The sequence below is a fragment of the Klebsiella sp. BIGb0399 genome, from assembly GCF_003752615.1.
Classification (GTDB): Bacteria; Pseudomonadota; Gammaproteobacteria; order Enterobacterales; family Enterobacteriaceae; genus Klebsiella; species Klebsiella lignicola.
In genome coordinates this window covers 919,243-937,551 of sequence record NZ_RKHT01000005.1, presented here as the reverse complement: position 1 = coordinate 937,551, position 18,309 = coordinate 919,243, and the positions used below count along the sequence as shown (strand labels likewise).

General features: G+C 51.6%; 24 protein-coding genes. 20 read left to right on the top strand and 4 right to left on the bottom strand.

Translation table 11 applies throughout. The features are described from left to right. The first annotated feature begins 1 nt into the window (after position 1). The 14 genes from EDF82_RS04765 to EDF82_RS25380 all read left to right on the top strand — a co-directional run bounded on the left by EDF82_RS04765 (position 2) and on the right by EDF82_RS25380 (position 11,092). Positions 2–181 carry a DUF2635 domain-containing protein gene (locus tag EDF82_RS04765; protein WP_123754438.1) on the top strand — a complete coding sequence of 60 codons (180 nt, stop codon included), beginning with the start codon at positions 2–4 and terminating at the stop codon, positions 179–181. Beyond that, complete coding sequence (locus tag EDF82_RS04760; RefSeq protein WP_123754437.1) at positions 182–1,693, top strand: phage tail sheath subtilisin-like domain-containing protein; 1,512 nt, start codon at positions 182–184, stop codon at positions 1,691–1,693. A 3-nt stretch (positions 1,694–1,696) separates the two neighbouring features. After that, complete coding sequence (locus tag EDF82_RS04755; RefSeq protein WP_123707257.1) at positions 1,697–2,068, top strand: phage tail tube protein; 372 nt, start codon at positions 1,697–1,699, stop codon at positions 2,066–2,068. A gap of 1 nt (position 2,069) precedes the next feature. Then, complete coding sequence (locus EDF82_RS04750; RefSeq protein WP_123754436.1) at positions 2,070–2,348, top strand: phage tail assembly protein; 279 nt, start codon at positions 2,070–2,072, stop codon at positions 2,346–2,348. Between the two features lie 141 nt (positions 2,349–2,489). Beyond that, a complete protein-coding gene (locus EDF82_RS04740; protein ID WP_123754435.1) occupies positions 2,490–4,343 on the top strand; it encodes a hypothetical protein in 1,854 nt (617 codons plus the stop codon). Between the two features lie 47 nt (positions 4,344–4,390). Next, positions 4,391–4,573, top strand: coding sequence for a hypothetical protein (locus EDF82_RS25125; RefSeq protein WP_148060378.1), 183 nt, complete (start codon positions 4,391–4,393; stop codon positions 4,571–4,573). Positions 4,574–4,615: 42 nt separating this feature from the next. Continuing rightward, positions 4,616–5,182: a hypothetical protein gene (locus EDF82_RS04735; RefSeq protein WP_123754434.1), complete on the top strand. Its 567-nt coding sequence runs from the start codon at positions 4,616–4,618 to the stop codon at positions 5,180–5,182. A 56-nt stretch (positions 5,183–5,238) separates the two neighbouring features. Further along, positions 5,239–6,639, top strand: coding sequence for a DNA circularization protein (locus EDF82_RS04730; RefSeq protein ID WP_123754433.1), 1,401 nt, complete (start codon positions 5,239–5,241; stop codon positions 6,637–6,639). Beyond that, positions 6,636–7,712 (top strand): phage baseplate assembly protein, encoded by a 1,077-nt coding sequence (locus tag EDF82_RS04725; RefSeq protein WP_123754432.1) that lies wholly within the window; start codon positions 6,636–6,638, stop codon positions 7,710–7,712. Before EDF82_RS04730 ends, EDF82_RS04725 begins: the two co-directional genes overlap by 4 nt. Then, positions 7,709–8,317, top strand: a complete 609-nt coding sequence (locus EDF82_RS04720; protein WP_123754431.1) for a phage baseplate assembly protein — start codon at positions 7,709–7,711, stop codon at positions 8,315–8,317. Before EDF82_RS04725 ends, EDF82_RS04720 begins: the two co-directional genes overlap by 4 nt. Continuing rightward, entirely contained in the window at positions 8,310–8,759 is a 450-nt protein-coding gene (locus tag EDF82_RS04715; RefSeq protein WP_123754430.1) for a phage GP46 family protein, read from the top strand. The genes EDF82_RS04720 and EDF82_RS04715 overlap by 8 nt, the downstream gene beginning before the upstream one ends. Further along, positions 8,749–9,897, top strand: coding sequence for a baseplate J/gp47 family protein (locus EDF82_RS04710; protein WP_123754429.1), 1,149 nt, complete (start codon positions 8,749–8,751; stop codon positions 9,895–9,897). Before EDF82_RS04715 ends, EDF82_RS04710 begins: the two co-directional genes overlap by 11 nt. Continuing rightward, entirely contained in the window at positions 9,894–10,577 is a 684-nt protein-coding gene (locus EDF82_RS04705) for a YmfQ family protein (RefSeq protein WP_123754428.1), read from the top strand. The genes EDF82_RS04710 and EDF82_RS04705 overlap by 4 nt, the downstream gene beginning before the upstream one ends. A 17-nt stretch (positions 10,578–10,594) precedes the next feature. Continuing rightward, the gene (locus tag EDF82_RS25380) at positions 10,595–11,092 is read left to right on the top strand and encodes a hypothetical protein (protein WP_227540103.1); all 498 of its coding nucleotides are present in this window, start codon (positions 10,595–10,597) and stop codon (positions 11,090–11,092) included. A 22-nt stretch (positions 11,093–11,114) separates the two neighbouring features. Here EDF82_RS25380 and EDF82_RS04695 read toward each other — a convergent pair whose 3' ends face one another. Beyond that, positions 11,115–12,176: an acyltransferase gene (locus tag EDF82_RS04695; RefSeq protein WP_123754427.1), complete on the bottom strand. Its 1,062-nt coding sequence runs from the start codon at positions 12,174–12,176 to the stop codon at positions 11,115–11,117. Positions 12,177–12,356: 180 nt separating this feature from the next. Between EDF82_RS04695 and EDF82_RS25375 the strand changes: the two genes are divergently transcribed. The 5 genes from EDF82_RS25375 to EDF82_RS04670 all read left to right on the top strand — a co-directional run bounded on the left by EDF82_RS25375 (position 12,357) and on the right by EDF82_RS04670 (position 15,877). Continuing rightward, positions 12,357–14,150 (top strand): hypothetical protein, encoded by a 1,794-nt coding sequence (locus tag EDF82_RS25375; RefSeq protein WP_227540102.1) that lies wholly within the window; start codon positions 12,357–12,359, stop codon positions 14,148–14,150. A 2-nt stretch (positions 14,151–14,152) separates the two neighbouring features. Next, positions 14,153–14,992 carry a hypothetical protein gene (locus EDF82_RS04685; RefSeq protein WP_123754426.1) on the top strand — a complete coding sequence of 280 codons (840 nt, stop codon included), beginning with the start codon at positions 14,153–14,155 and terminating at the stop codon, positions 14,990–14,992. Between the two features lie 15 nt (positions 14,993–15,007). Beyond that, positions 15,008–15,211 (top strand): hypothetical protein, encoded by a 204-nt coding sequence (locus EDF82_RS04680; RefSeq protein WP_123754425.1) that lies wholly within the window; start codon positions 15,008–15,010, stop codon positions 15,209–15,211. A 109-nt stretch (positions 15,212–15,320) separates the two neighbouring features. Further along, positions 15,321–15,560, top strand: a complete 240-nt coding sequence (locus EDF82_RS04675) for a hypothetical protein (RefSeq protein WP_048023968.1) — start codon at positions 15,321–15,323, stop codon at positions 15,558–15,560. Further along, complete coding sequence (locus EDF82_RS04670) at positions 15,560–15,877, top strand: hypothetical protein (protein ID WP_123754424.1); 318 nt, start codon at positions 15,560–15,562, stop codon at positions 15,875–15,877. The genes EDF82_RS04675 and EDF82_RS04670 overlap by 1 nt, the downstream gene beginning before the upstream one ends. Before the next feature lie 277 nt (positions 15,878–16,154). On the opposite strand, the gene mgtS is transcribed toward EDF82_RS04670, so the two are convergent. From mgtS to ftrA, 3 genes are all read right to left on the bottom strand, one after another. Continuing rightward, positions 16,155–16,250: a protein MgtS gene (mgtS, locus tag EDF82_RS04665; RefSeq protein WP_004102377.1), complete on the bottom strand. Its 96-nt coding sequence runs from the start codon at positions 16,248–16,250 to the stop codon at positions 16,155–16,157. 147 nt (positions 16,251–16,397) lie between these two features. After that, a complete protein-coding gene (locus tag EDF82_RS04660) occupies positions 16,398–16,613 on the bottom strand; it encodes a DUF4177 domain-containing protein (RefSeq protein WP_123754423.1) in 216 nt (71 codons plus the stop codon). Positions 16,614–16,663: 50 nt separating this feature from the next. Continuing rightward, entirely contained in the window at positions 16,664–17,680 is a 1,017-nt protein-coding gene (ftrA, locus tag EDF82_RS04655; protein WP_123754422.1) for a transcriptional regulator FtrA, read from the bottom strand. Between the two features lie 68 nt (positions 17,681–17,748). On the opposite strand from ftrA, the gene EDF82_RS04650 reads away from it, so the two are divergent. Next, on the top strand, positions 17,749–18,141 hold the full coding sequence (locus EDF82_RS04650) for a rhodanese-like domain-containing protein (protein WP_123754421.1): 393 nt from the start codon (positions 17,749–17,751) through the stop codon (positions 18,139–18,141). Positions 18,142–18,309 lie beyond the last annotated feature (168 nt).

The window sequence follows — 18,309 nt, the reverse complement described above, 5'->3', positions numbered from 1 at the left end:
CATGTTTGTAAAACCAAAGGACGGGCTTAGCGTTCGCTGCCCCGTCAGGGGTGAACCTTTACCCGCAGATGGCGCAGAGGTGCCTGATAATACGTTCTGGCGCCGTCGGTTGAAGGATGGCGATGTCAGCCTGGTGCTGGAAAAAGGTGTGAAGAACACCGCTAAAAAAGAGGACGCTTAAATGACCGTTCCGTTTTCTCGCGTACCCGGTAACCTCCGGACGCCGTTGTTTTACGTCGAGTTCGACAACTCCATGGCCAATACGGCGACGGCGACGCAACGAACCTTGCTGATTGGCCAGATGCTGGCTGCTGGTTCGACGCAGGCCAATATCCCCGTCAAAGTCTCCTCGCCGAATGGCGTGGGAGAGCTGACCGGTAAGGGGTCACAACTGCATGGCATGATGACCGCCTATCAGAAGAATGATACGGCCGCTGAAATCTGGATCCTGCCGCTGGCGGACGACTCCGGGTCAATGGTAGCTGCGAAGGGGAATATCAAGGTTGCGTCACAGGCGTCTGAGACGGGCGTAATCTCTCTCTACCTCGCCGGGACCCGCGTGCAGCTCACCGTTCTGGCAACCGATACGCCGGCGCAAATCGCTGCGGCACTGGTCGCCGCTATCGCCCGAAAAACTGACCTCCCGGTTACAGCAGCTGTTAAATCGGATGCCACTGACACAGTGGAGTTCACGGCAAAAAACAGGGGGCTCCTGGGTAACGGGATTGATATTCGCCTCAACTATCTGGGGACGCAGGGCGGGGAATCGACGCCTGCAGGTCTCACCCTGACCATTACCTCGATGGCAGGCGGCGCCGGCTCTCCGGATTTTGTGGATGCACTCGGCAATCTGCAGGATAAAACGTTCGATTTCATCATCAACCCTTACGACGATACGGCCTCTCTTGATGCCATGAAGGCGTTTCTGAACGATGCTTCCGGCCGCTGGGCGTGGGATAAACAGTTGTACGGGCATGCTTTCGGCACAACGTCGGGAACCTATGCCGAGCTGGGCACAAAAGGCGAGGCCCGAAATAACCAGCATGAAACGCTGCTGGGCGTCTATTGCTCTCCAACGCCTCGTTATATATGGTCTGCCGCGCTGACCGGTGCCATTGCCCCGAGCCTGCGTAATGATCCGGGCCGCCCGCTGCAGAGCCTGCCGGTTTATGGCGTACTGGCGCCCGATCTGCAGGACCGCTTCGAACTCACTGAGCGTAACAACCTGCTGTACAGCGGCATTTCAACTTATACCGTCGCCGACGACGGAACGGTGAATGTGGAAAACATCATCACCACCTACCAGAAAAACAGTTACGGCGATGAAGACGACAGTTACTTGCAGGTGGAAACGTTGTTCAGCCTGATGTTCGTGACCCGCTATCTGCGCACAGCGGTGACCAGCAAGTTCGGGCGCATGAAGCTGGCTGCTGACGGGACCCGTTTTGCACCAGGGCAGCCCATTGTGACGCCCAACATCATCAAAGCTGACCAGATCGCCGAATACCAGACGCTGGTGTTTAACGGTTACGCCCAGGATGCTGACGCGTTCGCGAAAAACATTATCGTTGAACAAAACGCCTCAAATCCTAACCGGGTGGACGTGCTGTGGCCGGGAACCCTCATCAATCAGCTGCGTATTTTTGCGCTGCTTAACCAGTTCCGCCTGCAGGCTGAATCAACAGGAGCGTAAAAGATGGCCGGAGATACTTCTAACCGCGTTGCGGGTACCGCCTATGTCACTGTAAATGGCGTGAGCGTGATGGTGGAGGGGTCATTCAAATATCAGCCTTCCACGGTAAACCGCACCACGCTTACCGGAATGGACGGTGTGCACGGATATAAAGAAAAGCCGGTTGCCCCGTATATTTCTGCTCGTCTGCGTGACAGTGGCGGTACTAACGTAAAAGGGTTTAACGACCAGACGAACGTCAACGTGATCGCCGAGCTGGCGAATGGTAAGACCATCATCGGTCGTGCACTCTGGACAGTCAACGTTCAGGAAGTGGAAAGCGAAGATGCCGTGTTTGATGTTCGCTGGGAAGGTCGGGACGTGACGGAGAACTAAGATGGCAGAACTCGAACGCACAAAAGTTATTCCTCTTATCAAGCCGCTGGCAGATGAGGCGCAAAAAACGCGTTATGAACAGTTGGAGCTGAAGGCCCCGACACTCAGCCAGGCCGAGCAGTTTTATGAAAAACAGGCCTCGTCCACTTCACTGGCGGCGATGCGTCTGCTGATCGCACTGGTCACGGATACGCGGGAGAGCGTGCTTCAGCCAATGGACTTTATCGACTTCCGCAAGTGCGAGGATTATTTGCTCGGTTTTTTGACCTGGAAGCCCTGACTGCCTGGCAGGAAACGGCCGCTGACGTCACGTTCTTTTTTCGCTGGACAGAGGACAGGGCATGGGGCATGACCTATGCCCGTCTGAAGTGGTGGGTATCGCAGGCCACCCGCATCAATAAACTCAGGAATACCAAACCCGATGAGTAATTCTTTCGACTTTGAGCTGGTGGCTGGCGATCAGGCGACGGAGGCCATTGAGCGTATCAATGAGGCTATCCGCGATCTGGAGCCTAAGCTGGATAAAACAAAAGAGGGGCTGCAGTTAGGAGGACAAGAGACCCTCGATGGCCTGAACGGTTTTATCTCCCGCTTCGAAAATCTGTCCAAAAATGCCCGTGATAACGTGCAATATATCGGGGATATGGTTCCTCCGCTGAAAATGGTGGGGGAACTCGCAGGCAAACTGGGGGCGCTCGGGGTGGTCGGTGCTGCCGGGTATGGTCTGAAACAGGTTGCCTATGGATTCCGGGAGGCATCGCGGGAAGCCTACAACCTTGATACTGCGGCTAAAAATGCCGGTATGCGGGTTGATGATTTTTCCCGCCTTTCCGGGGCTATGCGTATTCTGGGGGCTGACGGGGATAGCGCTAACACCTCAATCGAGGGGATGGCTAAAAGCCTGAAGGAAGCCGCCAGCGGTGCGAATGGCCAGGTACTGGGGGCGCTGGCGCAGATTGGCGTTCAGATCCAGAAAAATAATGATGGGTCTGTCGATACGCTGAGAACGCTGGAATCAATCGCCAGGGTGTTTCCGACGCTACGGCCTGATCAGCAAAAATCAGTTTCGGATGCGCTTGGCCTGACGCCTGAGATGCTGGCGTTGATGCGAGAAGGCGTCCGGATGAAAGCGTTGCTGGCTAAATCGGATGAACTGGGTTTGACGGTTGACCCCGAGCTTAATCAGAAACTTTCCGCCATTAACGGCACGATGAATGAACTCGGCGCTGCATGGGATGGGCTGAAAAATCGCTCTAAAAACTCACTCTTCAAAGGTCTTCTTTCTGATGGTTCGGTAAAAGACGGGCTTGAAGGGGTTACAGACTTATTCTCTCATGGCGACCTGACCGGGCTTTCACATGCATTGGGGTTTGTCAGCAGCAAAGATGCCGATAAATTACGACGCATTCAGAGAGATAAAGCGCTGTATAACACGCTTACCAGGCGTGAGCGTGGGGCGGTTGATGCGGGCATTATGACGGATGCCGTCAGGCAGCGCTACGATGCGCAATACCGTCCTGGTGATCTGGCTGAGCAACTCAGTAATGACTTATCCATTATCTTGCCTCCGGGTTCAGCAACTTCGCGCGGGAATGTGAACTACAACCAGCCGTCAAACCAGGCATTGGGTCTGAGAAATAATAACCCTGGCAACCTGAGGGTGGCGCCTAATGCGACGGGTGTTAATCGTGGCTTTGTCACCTATGACAACAGCAATGATGGACTGGCGGCGATGGCACGGCAACTGATGTTATATGGCGATCGTGGCAATAATACGCTGAACAGCATGCTCCACACTTATGCGCCACGTTCAGAAAATGATACTCAGTCCTACATCAACTCCGTCTCGGCCGCGACGGGATTTCAGCCTCAGCAACGAATGGATCTCCATAATCCTGAAGTGTTGAAGTCTGTCATGGCCGCCATGATTCAACATGAGAATGGTGCGCAGCCATATTCTGAAGATGATATACGGGCTGCAATTCAGACGGCCATCAGTGATCCTCGCTGGTCAGGTCGTCGTGATAGCAGCGCACTCAGCCAACAGAGACAGAACATCCTCGGTCCTCAGCCTGATACGTTTGACAGTTCTTCCATCCTGACAGCCTCAGGCACCGGGAGGGATTCAGCCAGTGATAACCTGACGCGCTCCCTCAAGGAGGCGATGGCGGATCAGAAAATGAAGCTGGAAATCACCCTGGTCAATGATAAGGGAGAGAAGAAAACCTATAACGTTGAGGATAACGGCAGGATAACAACTGCCATGAATTACTAACCCGTTTTAAGCAGCCTATCGACGCTCAATAAACAGGGAGAAGCATTATGACTGATAATTTCGCTGGTGAAAAAACCGATCTCCATCCTATTCCTTGCGCGGATTCGAAATGCGTTCAAGAACATTTGGAGGATACTTTTATTACTTATCCAGTAAATTTAGAAAGATTTGCTCCGTACACCACTCCTGATATTGAAGTTGAAGCTAACCCCTCAAGATGTGGTGATTAAGTTCATTTTATGCCCTAATCTGTTTCAAAAACAGGAGGGGAAATGAACGCCTACGACTATAAGAAAGGAGTGTATCGGATAGCAAGGCATGAAGCTGGTCACTGGCTTGCGGCGTATACGCTTGGGTGGAGGCCCAGAAAAATTGAACTAAGGGTACCTGGCTCAGAGAACAACCATTACGGGTATGCATTATGTAGTTATCAGGTTGATTTAAATTCTATCAAGGACGTAAGAGATTACGCCCGCGGAAGGGTAAAAGTCCTATATTGTGGTGCATATGCTGATGGTTATGATGGCGAACGTTTTGATTACGATCGCATTAATCATGAGATGGGCCGGACCGGGGGCGCTTACTCTGATTTCTGGAAAGCTGAAGAAATATACTTTTTTTATTATAATTGTCTGGAAAATAAAGGTGATTGGGAATCTGAGTTCAAACCAATCGTTAGTGACGTTCAGTTATTAGTTCAGATGCATCATGATTTCCTTGATAAAGTTGGTAAATATGCAGAAAGCAAAGCTGAAAACGTCGGTGATATTATTGAAATACCTCCAGCTATCATTGATTCATTACTCCTCGAAAGCAAAATAAGACTCCCTTCCTATTAGTTTATGTCCAAAGTCAAAATAACCCGCTTAGGCGGGTTTTTTATTCCGGAGGCGTGATGCCAATTATCCAGGATGCAATCACCACCCTGATGGGTGGCAGCGCCAGTGATGACTGGCAAAGCCAGTTAAAGCCCTGTTCTTTCCGCGGTGTGCCTTTTGCGATTCTTAACGAAGAGGGAAGCCATGGGCGCCGGCAGGCGGTCCACGAATACCCGTATCGGGACACTGCCTGGATTGAGGACATGGGGAGGGGAACTCGACGTTTTATTATTCGTGGTTTCCTCGTCCAGAACAGCCTGGTTTACGGTGGTGGAGATGTTATTTCCCAGCGGCTGGCGTTGATTGCGGCGTGCGAGGAAAAAGGGAGCGGGACGCTGATGCATCCGACTCTGGGGGAGATGACGGTATCCATTCCTGAAAATGGGTTGAGGATCTCCGGCTCCGCCGAGTCAGGTCGCTCTTTCGAATTCACCCTGATGGTGATTGAGTCCGGCCTCAAAGTTTTCGCTGTTACTGGCAACACCACGTCGGGTGAGACGGTCAGGACCAACTATCTGAAGCTGGTCAGCACGGCAGTGCTCAGCACTATCGCCCGAGTGAAGAGTGAAATCCGTGGGGTAACGCAGGGGATTAACACGATTAAGGGAACGATCACCTTCTGGACCAGCATGGTGGACAGCACCATCAGTGAGGTGACCAACGTCAGCAACGTGCTGAGCTCAACTTTTGGTAATAATCGTTACGGTCGCTACAGCAAAGGGGCTATTGGCGGGAGTTCATCGGGGTTGAAAGGGGATCGGGATGCTGATGATACCGATGATTATCAGGCGCTTTCCGGTCAGGTCACCGCTCAGGCGGTTATGGACCGTCAGGGCGTGCTGGACAAAACCACTAATTTGAACACCTCAACGACCCCGGATGCATTTGTTCAGGGGGTTGCGGATGTCGTTAACGCTATTCTGGACAGTGCCGGTGGTGTGAACGACAAGATTTCGGCATTTGAGAAGCTGGCGGCCTCGATCAGTACGGAATACCAACGCGCTGAGAGCAGCCAGCAAATTGCGGCGACGATAAACACGCTCATTGTCATTCTATGCAGTGGCGCCATGACCGCTGCCGCCGCAAACGCCAACCCGACCAGTCGTGATGAGGCGGAAGATATTACCCGGCGCGTCGCCACACAGTTGGATACGGCGCTCATTCTGGCCGGGGACCGTGGTGATGACGAACTCTATAACGCACTGATGCAGGTCAGGGCGTCATTCCTCAGTGCAATGGATCTGATTTCTGCAGGGCTTAGCGAGCTCATGCAGATTAATACCGCCAGCCCCTTGCCCGCGCTTGTGCTGGCGAATCGTCTTTACCAGGATGGCTCCCGCGCGAATGAGTTAATTCAGGAAGCCAACGTGCCACATCCGGCATTTATGCCGATAACCATGAGGGTGTTGAGACAATGAGCGATCAGGATGTCGTATCTCTCAACGTTGGCGGAAAAATCATTGAGGGGTGGGATTCGGTACGGGTGACCCGTGGGATAGAGCGCTTTCCCTCCGATTTTGATTTAGGTCTGATGGATTATTTCCCCGGCAGTGGTGAAAAGCAACTGGTGGAAGAAGGGATGCCCTGTACGGTCAAAATCGGTAACGATCTCACTGTCACCGGTTATGTTGATGACTGGGCGCCCGCTATTTCCCGTTCCCGGCACGAAGTCCGGGCGACGGGCAGAAGTAAGTGTGCGGATCTCGTCGACTGTTCAGCTGAATGGCCGAACAACGTTATCAACAGCAGTAACGCGCTGGAAATTGCGAACCGTCTGGCGTCGTATTATGGCATTTCGGTGACAACGAATGTGGATGACCTGGTTAAGGTTCCCCAGTTCACATTGAACTGGGGTGAGTCTCCGCAGGAAATTATAGAGCGTGTCTGCCGCTGGTCAGCGTTGCTTTATTATGACCAACCTGATGGAAACCTTCGTCTTACCCGCGTGAGCGCCCGCCGGGCCGCAAGCGGCGTCGCTGAAGGGGTCAATATTGAGCAGGCGTACTATCGCCGCTCCATGGCTGACCGCTTCTCTGACTATATCGGCGTGTCCATGAGCATCTCCCCGATAGCCGGCTTTTCACCGGACACCGCCTATGACTCCGTGACGCTGGCCACAGCGCGAGATCCGGAAGCTGCCGATATGCGGTACCGCAAACGGATCATTATTGTGGAAAGTACGCTGATGGCGTCACAGCAGGCTCAACGCGCCATTGACTGGGAAATGAACCGGCGTTACGGACGCTCCAGGCAGTTGACCGTCACGATTGATTCCTGGAGGGACAAAGCCGGCGCACTCTGGGAACCAAATACCCTGATCCCGGTACACATTCCAACCCTTCAACTCCCCGACACGGAGATGCTGATTGCGGAGGTGACTTATATCAGGGATGGCGACGGTACCCATGCCCGCCTCTACCTGATGCCGCCGGAGGCATTCGCCATTCAGCCATACGCCTTTTACCAGCAGATCCCAGGATTGAATCAATGAACCAGAACTTAAAAAAAGCCGCAACCCGTATTGCTGGGTTACTGGGGATTGGACGCATCACCAGTCAAAAAGATGGTGGTGTGGTTCAGGAGGTTCAGTATCAGACTCCTCTTGAGGTCGCCAGCGCCCCGCGCTTTGCTGATTTTGGTTTTTCTTCCGGGCTGCCGGCTGGAACGGATGTCGTGCTGGCGTTCCTGGGCGGTGACAGGTCAAGCCCGGTGGTTATCGCCACCAATCACCAAAATTTTCGCCATGCTGATCTCCAGCCGGGGGAATCGGTTGTTTATAACCAGTGGGGGCTGAATATTCACCTGACGGAAAACGGCATTTTCATTGATGTCAAAGGGAAAAATGTTGAGGTCAACAATGTAGCCACTGTCACCATCAATGCCAGTGAAAGCATCATGGCCAACACGCCATTACTAAAATGCACGGGTGATATCGTGGACAACTGCGAATCGAACAGCAAAACGCTGAAACAGCTGCGTGATGCCTATAACGATCATGATCATGACGTGAAAGAAGTTCAGTCCGGCGAAAGCACCATCACCAGTGAAAAAACAGCGGAGCAGGTGATCGAGGCGACCGAGGTAAACGATGAGTGATATTTCATCCTTCTGGAATGTCGATGAGATGCACGCCGACTGGCAGGAAAACTTCGGCGTGCTGACTTCCGGCAATGATATGCAGACCGCTGTTTTGATTAGCCTGTTCACCGATGGACTTGCGCGCGCGGATGACCCGTTTGAAGGCACTGACCGCCGCGGCTGGTGGGGAGATCTGGATAACGAGAAACCTATTGGTTCACGGCTCTGGTTATTGCGTCGCGAGAAATTGACTCGTGACGTTGCCATGCGGGCAGAACAGTACGCTGAAGAAGCGCTGGCGTGGATGAAAAATGACGGCATCGCCCGGGATATTCAGGCCACCTCGGAAATCGTGTTTCCTGCCAGGCTGAATCTGATTATCCGGTATTTGCCTCCAGACGGCGACTGGCAGGAATTCAAATTCTTCTGGTTATGGGAGCAACTGAGTCATGCCATTTAAACGAAAAACACTCAGTGAACTGAGAACGGATAACCGCCAGTTCATGCAGGCGGAACTGGAGAAAGTCGGGGCATTGCTTCGGTATGGAAACCTGAAGGTGCTGGCGGATATGGATGCCGGGATGGCTCATCTTCACTACGCCTACCTGGACTATATTGCCCGGCAAACAAACCCGTTTACGTCCACCGAAGAATGGCTGGCGGGGTGGATGGCGTTAAAACAGATTTATCGCAAAGCAGCCACGCCCGCCCGTTCGACTGCCGCGCGTATCTCTGGTACGCCGGGTGTAACGTTAAAAAAGGGGAGCGTCCTGAACCGCGCTAATGGCTATCAGTACACCACAGACGCGGATGTCCTGATTGATGCAACAAAAAATGCCTCTGTAGCCGTTACGGCTGTTCTGCCTGATATTTCAGATGATGTGACCGGTGGGGGAAATAACGGAAATGCTGACGCGGGGACGCTGCTGACTCTGGACGCCAACGTTCCGGGGATTGACAGTACCGTGACGCTGACAGAACCAGCAACGGGCGGTGCCGACATCGAAAAGGAAGAGGATTTTCGTTTGCGTGGCTTGCTCGCTTATCAGAACCCTCCGCAAGGGGGGAGCGATACCGATTATCGCGGCTGGGCACTGTCAGTTTCCGGCGTCACCCGTGCGTGGATCCGACGCCGTGGAATGGGGCCGGGAACCGTTGTGATATATATCATGTGCGACGGTGGGGATACGACGAATCACGGATTTCCTGTCGGTACTGATGGCGTCTCATCGCTGGATGACTGGGGAGCCACAAAAGCCACCGGCGATCAGGGCAGGGTGGCCGATTACATTTACCCGCGGTCACCCGTGACCTCCCTGAATTACGTATGTTCACCCGTTCCGGGCATTATTGATTTTGAGATCAGTGGCATTTCCAGCGTCGGGAGTGAAACGACAACTGCGATTGCGGATGCCATAGACAGCGTATTTTTTGAAAATGGTGACCCACTTGGCACCGGGAAAATTTATCTTTCCGATATTAACCGGGCTATTGGTGATGTCGCTGGCACTGCAGGTTTTATTCTGGTTTCGCCGTCAGCCAATATTGAGCCAGGAGTGGGGGAGTTACCGGTACGAGGTGAGGTGAATTATACATGAGCCTCTTCACGACGGATGATTACCGCCAGGCGCTGCAGGCGCTTATCCCAACCGGGCGGGCGTGGCCACGTGACCCTGATACGGTCCAGGCTGCCGTTCTCAGGTCTCTGGCCGCCAGCTTTCAGCGTAGCGACAATGATGCTTTGGGGATACTGAGCGGCGCTTTCCCGCAAACGGCAACAATCATGCTGCCAGAATGGGAAAAGGCCCTTGGGTTGCCTGATGACTGCTCGATCGGGGAAGTGGATACGATCGCCAAGCGTCAAAATGCTATCGTCTCAAAATTCATCAGCACTGGTGGCCAGTCGAAAAGTTACTTTATTGGTATCGCCAAAGCGCTGGGTTACAACATCACGATTAAAGAATATCGGCAGGCGCGTTCAGGCCTTTCTGCATGTGGGGATGGGCTAAATGGTGATGACTGGCCTTTTGTCTGGCTGGTGGAGGGGGAAGAAACCAATATTTCTTATGCGCGTGTTGGGTTGAGCTATTGTGGTGATCCGCTGCGTTCCTGGGGAAACCGGCAACTTGAATGCCGTCTGTCTGCGCTTTCTCCTTCCTATACCCTGGTCAAGTTCGGGTATATCTATTTCGGATTTAATGATGAAGGGGTTTATGAAGTTACCCCGGAATTCGCAACGATATTTGATATTGCCTCAGGGTACATTTCTGCAAATTAAAGATATTAAGGTTAATTATGAAAAAAGTAGGAAGTACAACGGACACAGCTGATTCCAATGGCGAATATACTAATGGTAACGTTGCCAATGGAGTATCGCCGACGATTATTAATGCAGAGATGCTTAACACCTTTCAGCGTGAATTAGTTAATGTGGTTGAAGGGGCCGGGATAGCGCTTGATCCTAATGATGATGGTCAGGCTCTTAAATCCATTAATAAATTAATAAAAACCAATAATCCTGCACTTTTGGAAGCCAGAGGGTATCAAAAACTTCCTTCGGGATTGGTTATTCAATGGGGGCGTGAGTATTCAAATAGCATATCTGTCAATATTCAGTACCCAATTCCTTTTTCGTTGTCAGTGTTTTTTGTATCAGCCGTTAAGATTACTTCTGGTGATGGTAGGTTTTCAACTGTTGGTGAGCCAGATGTGAATGGATTTACAGCTTATGGCCGGTTGGCTAATGATCCAGTGGCCATCGATAACTTTTTTTGGTTTTCACTTGGGGTGTAAGGATAGGCCTTTCGGCCAATCCTTATGAGGCTACAAGCTTGTCTCTCAATCGTAAAATGTTTTTTTCAAATACACTATAAATAAGGCAAGAGATTGCCAGTGTTAATGTAATAAATAATATCCATTGCGAAAAGCATTCAGCGTATGTTGCTGGTGGGGAAAGCAAATATTTAATAAGGAATAATACAGGTAGATTTACTAAGTAAGCAGCGTAGGACCATCTTGCGATGTTGGAGAATATAACTGCAATATATTTATTGAAATGAATGCTTAGGCCAGTGCAAATTAAGCAAGCAAAACCTAAATTTGCCATGGGGAATAAAAATATTTTTAAAAAGGTGCTGTCATTTATGTATGAATCATCCTTGGAGGAAATGTATATGCATATTGGGACTAATAACATTCCCACTTTGTTTAAATAGTTGCTGCCATATTTTTTTAAATATAAAATAGCTAAAACCCCACAGGTGATTGAGTCTATTCTAAATAGTGATATTGTTCTTATTTCGTTAAGCGATAATTGTGAATTAAACGCGGCATAAACTCTTAATGCGAGGGGGATTGTTATAAGCACGGTAATTGTTATTTTGAGAGATAGATCTTTGTTGCCAGATAGCCACAGGAAGACTGAGAATATTAAAGGGGTTAACAAGTAAAAAATTTCCTCAACAGCCAGGCTCCATGCTTCACCAAAAAATGTCGGGTGAGGGGCTAATAACCCCTGAGTAAAAGTTAGATATTTAATAATATTTGGGAATAAATCAGGTCTGATGTTGAATAGTAATGTCAAATTCACACATAGGAATAATAAATAGCTTGGGTATGTCCTAAGCCAGCGCCGACACCAAAAACCCATGACCCAGTCAGTCGGGGAAGTAGAGTTCTCTATTTTTTCTAGAAGAATTTTACCTATTAAAAACCCAGACAGGACGAAGAATAATTCTACACCAAGGAATCCACCGAACTTAAAGAAGTTAAGTTGAGGGAATGACGGGAGTAAGAAATACCTACCATGAGAAAGTAGCACCAAAATGATTGCGGAGGCCCTGCAGAAATCAAGCCAGTGATTAAAACTCTTCTTCATTATTATTTATTCCCTTTGAACGGCGTTTTTTGTCTCTCAGGGGTTAGTGTGTATTCAATTATTAAATTCATCACATGCCATACAAAACAATAGTTCAAAATGCTTTAAACCAAAAATATTAGCCTCTTTGACTGATTTTATCAATCTAAACCGAGTGTTTACGGTTTAACGGAACTCACTATGGCCCAAAGATATAACACCGGAAACCCACGCCCTTCAAACAGCATGAAGGACGTAAATGATAACGCCCTTGCTAACGATGATTATCTGAATAGTGAGGCAGACACATTTATTGATCGCCTTGGGAATGAAAGAGATACCTTGCGCGGTGAGATTAAAAAAATGATTGCTGCGGGCGCAGCTGTCGTAGAGGAAACGCGCCAGAACCTGATCCCTCTCGGGAAGCAGTACACGACGCTGTCGGAGGCGCAAAATGATATCGCGAACATTCCTCTCGGTTCTAGTACCTATTACCGCAGCCCGGATAATAAAGCCTTGGCTATTGAAATCATGAATGTAGGCGGGACGCTGGAGCCAACTGGCCACGTTATGGTGTCCAAGGGCTACATCGACGTCAGGTTACCTTCCTCAAGCCGGAGTCGTTTTTATGCTGGGGTTTTTGGTGCTGACGGCACGATTTGCATCGGTGGACGCAAATCCGACGGGAAAACGGAAATTGCCGACGGCACTGTTTTAGAGGATGTTATTGGCACGTTGCGTGTATATACCGATATTAATACTGCAATGGATAAAACGGCACAGGATATGTGTTTCGTCTATGTTGACGCTGATAATAATCCTGTGCTCTACGCCAACGTCAATAATGCACCTGTTCCGGTATTTTCCATCATCACGGAAAATCAGATTACGGATAAATTTCAGCGCTCAGGATATATTGCCGGGGCCGCCGGGAAAAATGATGAGCTGCTGTACGGCAGCCGTAAGTCAGACGGAGCGTTTGTTACCTATCTCAGCGGGAATATTGACGAAAAAATCCAGTGGCTGATTGATAATTCCGGCGGTGTTACGCATGCAGTTATTGCTCACGCGCATGGTAACAGCAAAACGGCCGGAACTGGAGGTACGCCGTATCCCACGCAATTAGCAGAACTCATTGGAAATGGGTTTACTGCTGTGAATTATGGAATCGGTGGACAGAGGTCTGGTCAAATAGCTATGCGGATGGGGGCTATACCGACGTATATCACAGTCGAGGGTAACGCAATCCCGGCGGCAAACAGCGCCGTTACCATCACGCAGTTTAACGGCGCCAGCGCAACGGCTGCGCCGGCATATCCGAGCCAGGACCGCCGCATCCTCAGCACCAATTCGGACAATACAACGCGCACTCTGGACGGGTGGTTATGCGGCGTGAAATGCCGCATCACCCGAACGGCCAGTGGCGCCAACGACAACACCAAAACGGAGGCGTACACGTTGACAGCGCTGGAGGGTACCGGCGTGCGTTGTCTGCCTGGGTCGCTGTTCGTGCCTGATTACGCGCTGCAGGATTATTCAGACGTTGAAGCGTGGATTGATGCCGGTATTAATGATTTTCGCTCCGGAGCGACGACCTCTGCCGATTACGATGATGACGTGGCGAGCATAAAATCTAATGTTGATGCCATGGTGGCGTTTGCGGAGAAATCCGGCCGGAATATCCTTCTGTTTGGTTTAACTGCTGATAATTATTCCGTCGAATATTACGGCGGCATTCGCTATCCGCGCATCCTGGAACTCAATTACTACTGGACTCAGAAATACCCAGACTATTACGTCCGGGGGAACAACGGTCTGGACCTGCGCGAAACATTGGTTGCAGATTACGACCCTGCTATAGCACAGGATGTAACTGATTACGGCAATGATATAACACCCTCGTCGCTGCGCAGCGATAACCGTCATCCCAATACAGCCGGCTACGGAATTTATGCAGCCCTTGGCTATCAATTCAGAACTAAACGAGGCTATTGAGAATGGCGAGATTTCTACAATCAGACGAGTCGCCTCTGGCTGGCGGCGGAAACTATTTTGAAAACGACTCTGCAATCATTCGAGGGCAGACGCTGGGCCTGCTCGACTTCAGCAATGATATTTGTTATTCCGGAGGCACACCAATCCCGGCCTACGCGAACCTGCTGAACCTGGTGTATGGCGGGACCAATGCCACAAACGGTCCGAATGTCCGCGTACTGGAAACCGGTATGCTGAAGTTCGACGGCACCGAACCAAACATCAACGATTATGTGCTTCTGCCAACGGCTGAGTTTTCGTTACCTGCCGGATGCAAACGCGCCCTGGCGAGCGTGGCGGTAAAACTGCCTGCATCTGGATATGGCACGCCAGCTGCTAACCGGTACCCTATGTTTTTTGGCCGCCTTAATAATACCGCTGCTGCCAGTATCAATTTTGGTATCTGGGGGATTGTCAGCACTGCCGGCGTTCTGACATCCGTACAGGGCGCACTGATGGGGTCAGTACCGGTTTCGGCCACGGCCCAGCTTGCAACACTGACCGATGGGAATGTGCATGTGGTGTCCGTATACGCTGACGGGGAAACCACAGCGGGAACACTTGTTACGCGCATTTATGTTGATAACACGCTGGTAGCGACAGCGACCAACAACGCGTGGGATGGAGTGATTCCAGCACCGACTAATCTGCCGCGTATTGGTAGTTACCCTGCCACAATCCACAGCCCGTGGGGTGGGATGAAAATCGGGCGACCGATGCTGGTAAACCTCACCGGGAAAACAACTGTTGCGACTGATTTAATCGCCCAGGAGGTAACGTTAGCTAACGAGTATCTTGTTTAACAAGGGGAATGCACGATGAGTGGAATAACGCGTCTGGAAAATCTGCTGATCGAGAACCAAATCGACGGCTCAGTGACCTATCTTTACGCTGATGAAAGCGGCAGCCTGTATGGTGTTGTTGTCAGTGAGGATCGAAGCCAGGTGGTTGACAGCAATTACCTGCCAACTGAAGTGTACCAATTGACGGATTTCCCTGAAGACCATCGGCCAGTTGATTAAATTCCACAACACATCAAACCGTTATCTTAAATCCTGCCAGTAGCCCTTGATCCTTCCCCGAAAATTAAAATACTGTATATGCATACAGTTTGTTTGGCGGGAGGGCATCATGCCACGTCGATACGAAATCGAAGTTGCCTGCCGGGCGGCGATAGTCATCGAGCCCAACGGCCGGCGCACTATTACTACCGGGCGCTTTCTGCAGGAGCTGGAAAAGGTGAACTGGCACTGGTCGCCACGGCAGGCCAATCAGTGGATAGAGCATTACGTGACGACATTCCGGGATGTCTCAACGCAAGAAGGTGATGACCGCACGTTCCAGTTATTTAACCCGAACGGAGGTCTGTGATGGGATTTGCTTCGCCAGCTACTGACTACGTAGAGAAACGTCTTTCGGCAGACTCATTGTGTGGTACCGGGCCGAATACCAGGATCATCGAAACAGACTCTGGTTATGCGGTGATTGATGTGTCGATGAAACCACAACAACAGAGCACGGTCCTGATTGCTTACGACGGCCTTACCGATTTTGCAAAGGTTATGGGGCGCGCGTTCATCACCAGGGACGGAGAGGCGATCGAGGGAGAGGCTCTGGATGAAGTGCATGTTCTTGGGGTGGTGACATTCACCATCATCGATGTGAGAGAAAATCAGAGTCCCGTGTGACAATTTTTTGGGGCAGATTTTGGGGCAAAATGGCGTTTGGGGCACGATTTGGGGCAATCAAATGTCCGTATTTGTCCGCTATTGTCCAAGATTCAGGTGAGAAGTGCCGTACGTATGGCTATTCAGAAAACTACCATTAGTGGCGTGGCTGCGGACTCGGGAGCACAACAATATTTTTTCGCGATAAAGATAACATCATGATAAAAAACCAAAAACAGAAAGCCCCCTGGCGCGGTTGCAGCAGGGGGCTTTTACGGGTGGGGATTATCGTCGTTCATCAGTCATCCCATTTGTGGCTTAGATACGCAGCAAGAAATCCGAAGAACAGAATGGTTCCCAGTACTGCCATAAATACATGCATATTTCCCAGCATGATTAACCTCCATCAGTGTGTCGTGTGCGCTAAGTTGTCCTTTTTGAACGTGGTGTACGGTTGTTGAATGAATCATAGCCTGGTTAATCTAAACAAATAATTAACCAGGTATACAATTTCGTGATGAAACAAATTAACGTGTCACGATCACAGCGGGCGTTCAAGTACGAACAGATAGGCCTCCCGCGACCAGAACAGTCCGGTTCTGCGGCGCTCTACGGACATGGTTTTGACTTCCCAGCCCTGCATCGTGAACTCATTGAGGAAACGGCTCATCTTCTCCGGGTCGGCTTTGGCTTCACCAAAAAACAGACTCCCGAGAATTCCTTCTTTATAGATAACAACGCGACACTCTTTTTTCATCAGACAGGCTCCTTGCGCAATCTCATCAATGTGAACGCCATTGTGACTGCTTATGCCGATTTTTCCACTGCGGCAGGCGAAAATTTCTGACGATAGCGGGAAGGGCTGATGGCGAACTGCTGGCGAAAATGGTGGCGCAAGGTGCTGGCATCGGCAAAACCGCTGAGCTCGGCGATTTTCTCAATGCTCAGGCGGGTATGGGTAAGATGCTGCTGCGCGCGCTGCAAACGCTCCTCCAGCAGCCAGCGGGCCGGGGTTTTCCCGGTGGCGGCCTGGAAACGGCGCAAAAAGGTGCGCGGGCTCATGCCCGCCTGCTGCGCCAGCGATCCGACGGTGTGGCTGGCGGCAAGATGCTGATGCAGAAAATCGAATACCAGCCCCAGCCGCTGGCTTTCTCGCGCCTGGGCGACCGGGCGCACCACCTGCTGAGCCTGCGCGCCATCGCGATGCGGAGAGACCACCAGTCGTCGCGCCACCGTGTTGGCGGCCTCAACGCCGAAATCTTCACGCACCAGGTGCAGACACAGGTCGATCCCGGCGGCGCTGCCGGCGGAGGTCATCACGCCATCGGCGCCGACATACAGCACATCGGCGACCACCTCAATCAGCGGATAACGTTCGCGCAGGATCTCGGTATAGCGCCAGTGGGTGGTGGCGCGGCGGCCGTCGAGCAGCCCGGCGGCGGCCAGGACAAACACCCCGGAACAGATGGAGATAATCCGGCATCCCCGGGCATGAGCAGCGGTTAAGGCCTCACACAGTGCCGCAGGCACCGGAGCATCAACGCCGCGCCAGCCGGGAACCACGATGGTATCTGCCTCGCTGAGCAACGCCATGCCGCCATCGGTCATCAGCCGGATCCCGCCGGTCGCCCGCAGTTCGCCATCATCTACCGCGGCCACCGCAAAACGGTACCAGCGTTCGCCCATCTCAGGGCGGGGAAGGCCGAACAGTTCGACGGCAATACCAAACTCAAAGGTACATAAGCCATCGTAGGCCAGTGCCACAATCTGATGGCGTGACGGCGTGGCGGGAGAATTTGTCAGGATTTCAGCGTTTTCTGTCATCGTTAGCGGCGGACGGGAAGTGGAGAGGCTCGGTAAAGTAGTGGTACCACAGAGAAGGAGAATAAGCCATGAGTGTTGTTACCGCCTTTACCCCAGCCACTTCCCGCGACGCCGTTGCCTGGTTTCGCCACAAGCTGAGCCTTGAAACCGACTGCGCAGATGTTCATAGCGCCATGCGTGATGGCGAGGGCGACTTTGTCCTGCTGCATGTCGTCGGCAGCGCCGAAGCCTTTGCCCGTCGTCATCTGCCGGGGGCACTGCATTTGCCGCACCGGCAGATCGATGCTGAGCGGATGCAGGCCTGGCCGCCAGAGACGCTGTTCGTAGTCTACTGCGCAGGCCCGCACTGCAACGGCGCCGATATCGCCGCCCTCAAACTGGCGGAGCTGGGGCGACCGGTGAAAATGATGCTGGGAGGGATCACCGGCTGGCAGGATGAAGGTTTCGCGTTCGCGCAATAGTGTCGAGGGCCGGTGGCGTAAGGTCGTCGGCCACAACATGAATTTAATTCATCTCCCATGAAATATTCTCGTTTGCTGCTGACGGCAGTGCATGCCAGTATTTGGACATATAGCCATCCAGAAGTCTATAAATTCAAATAGTGAACTATCACGGCAGGCAACTAACTC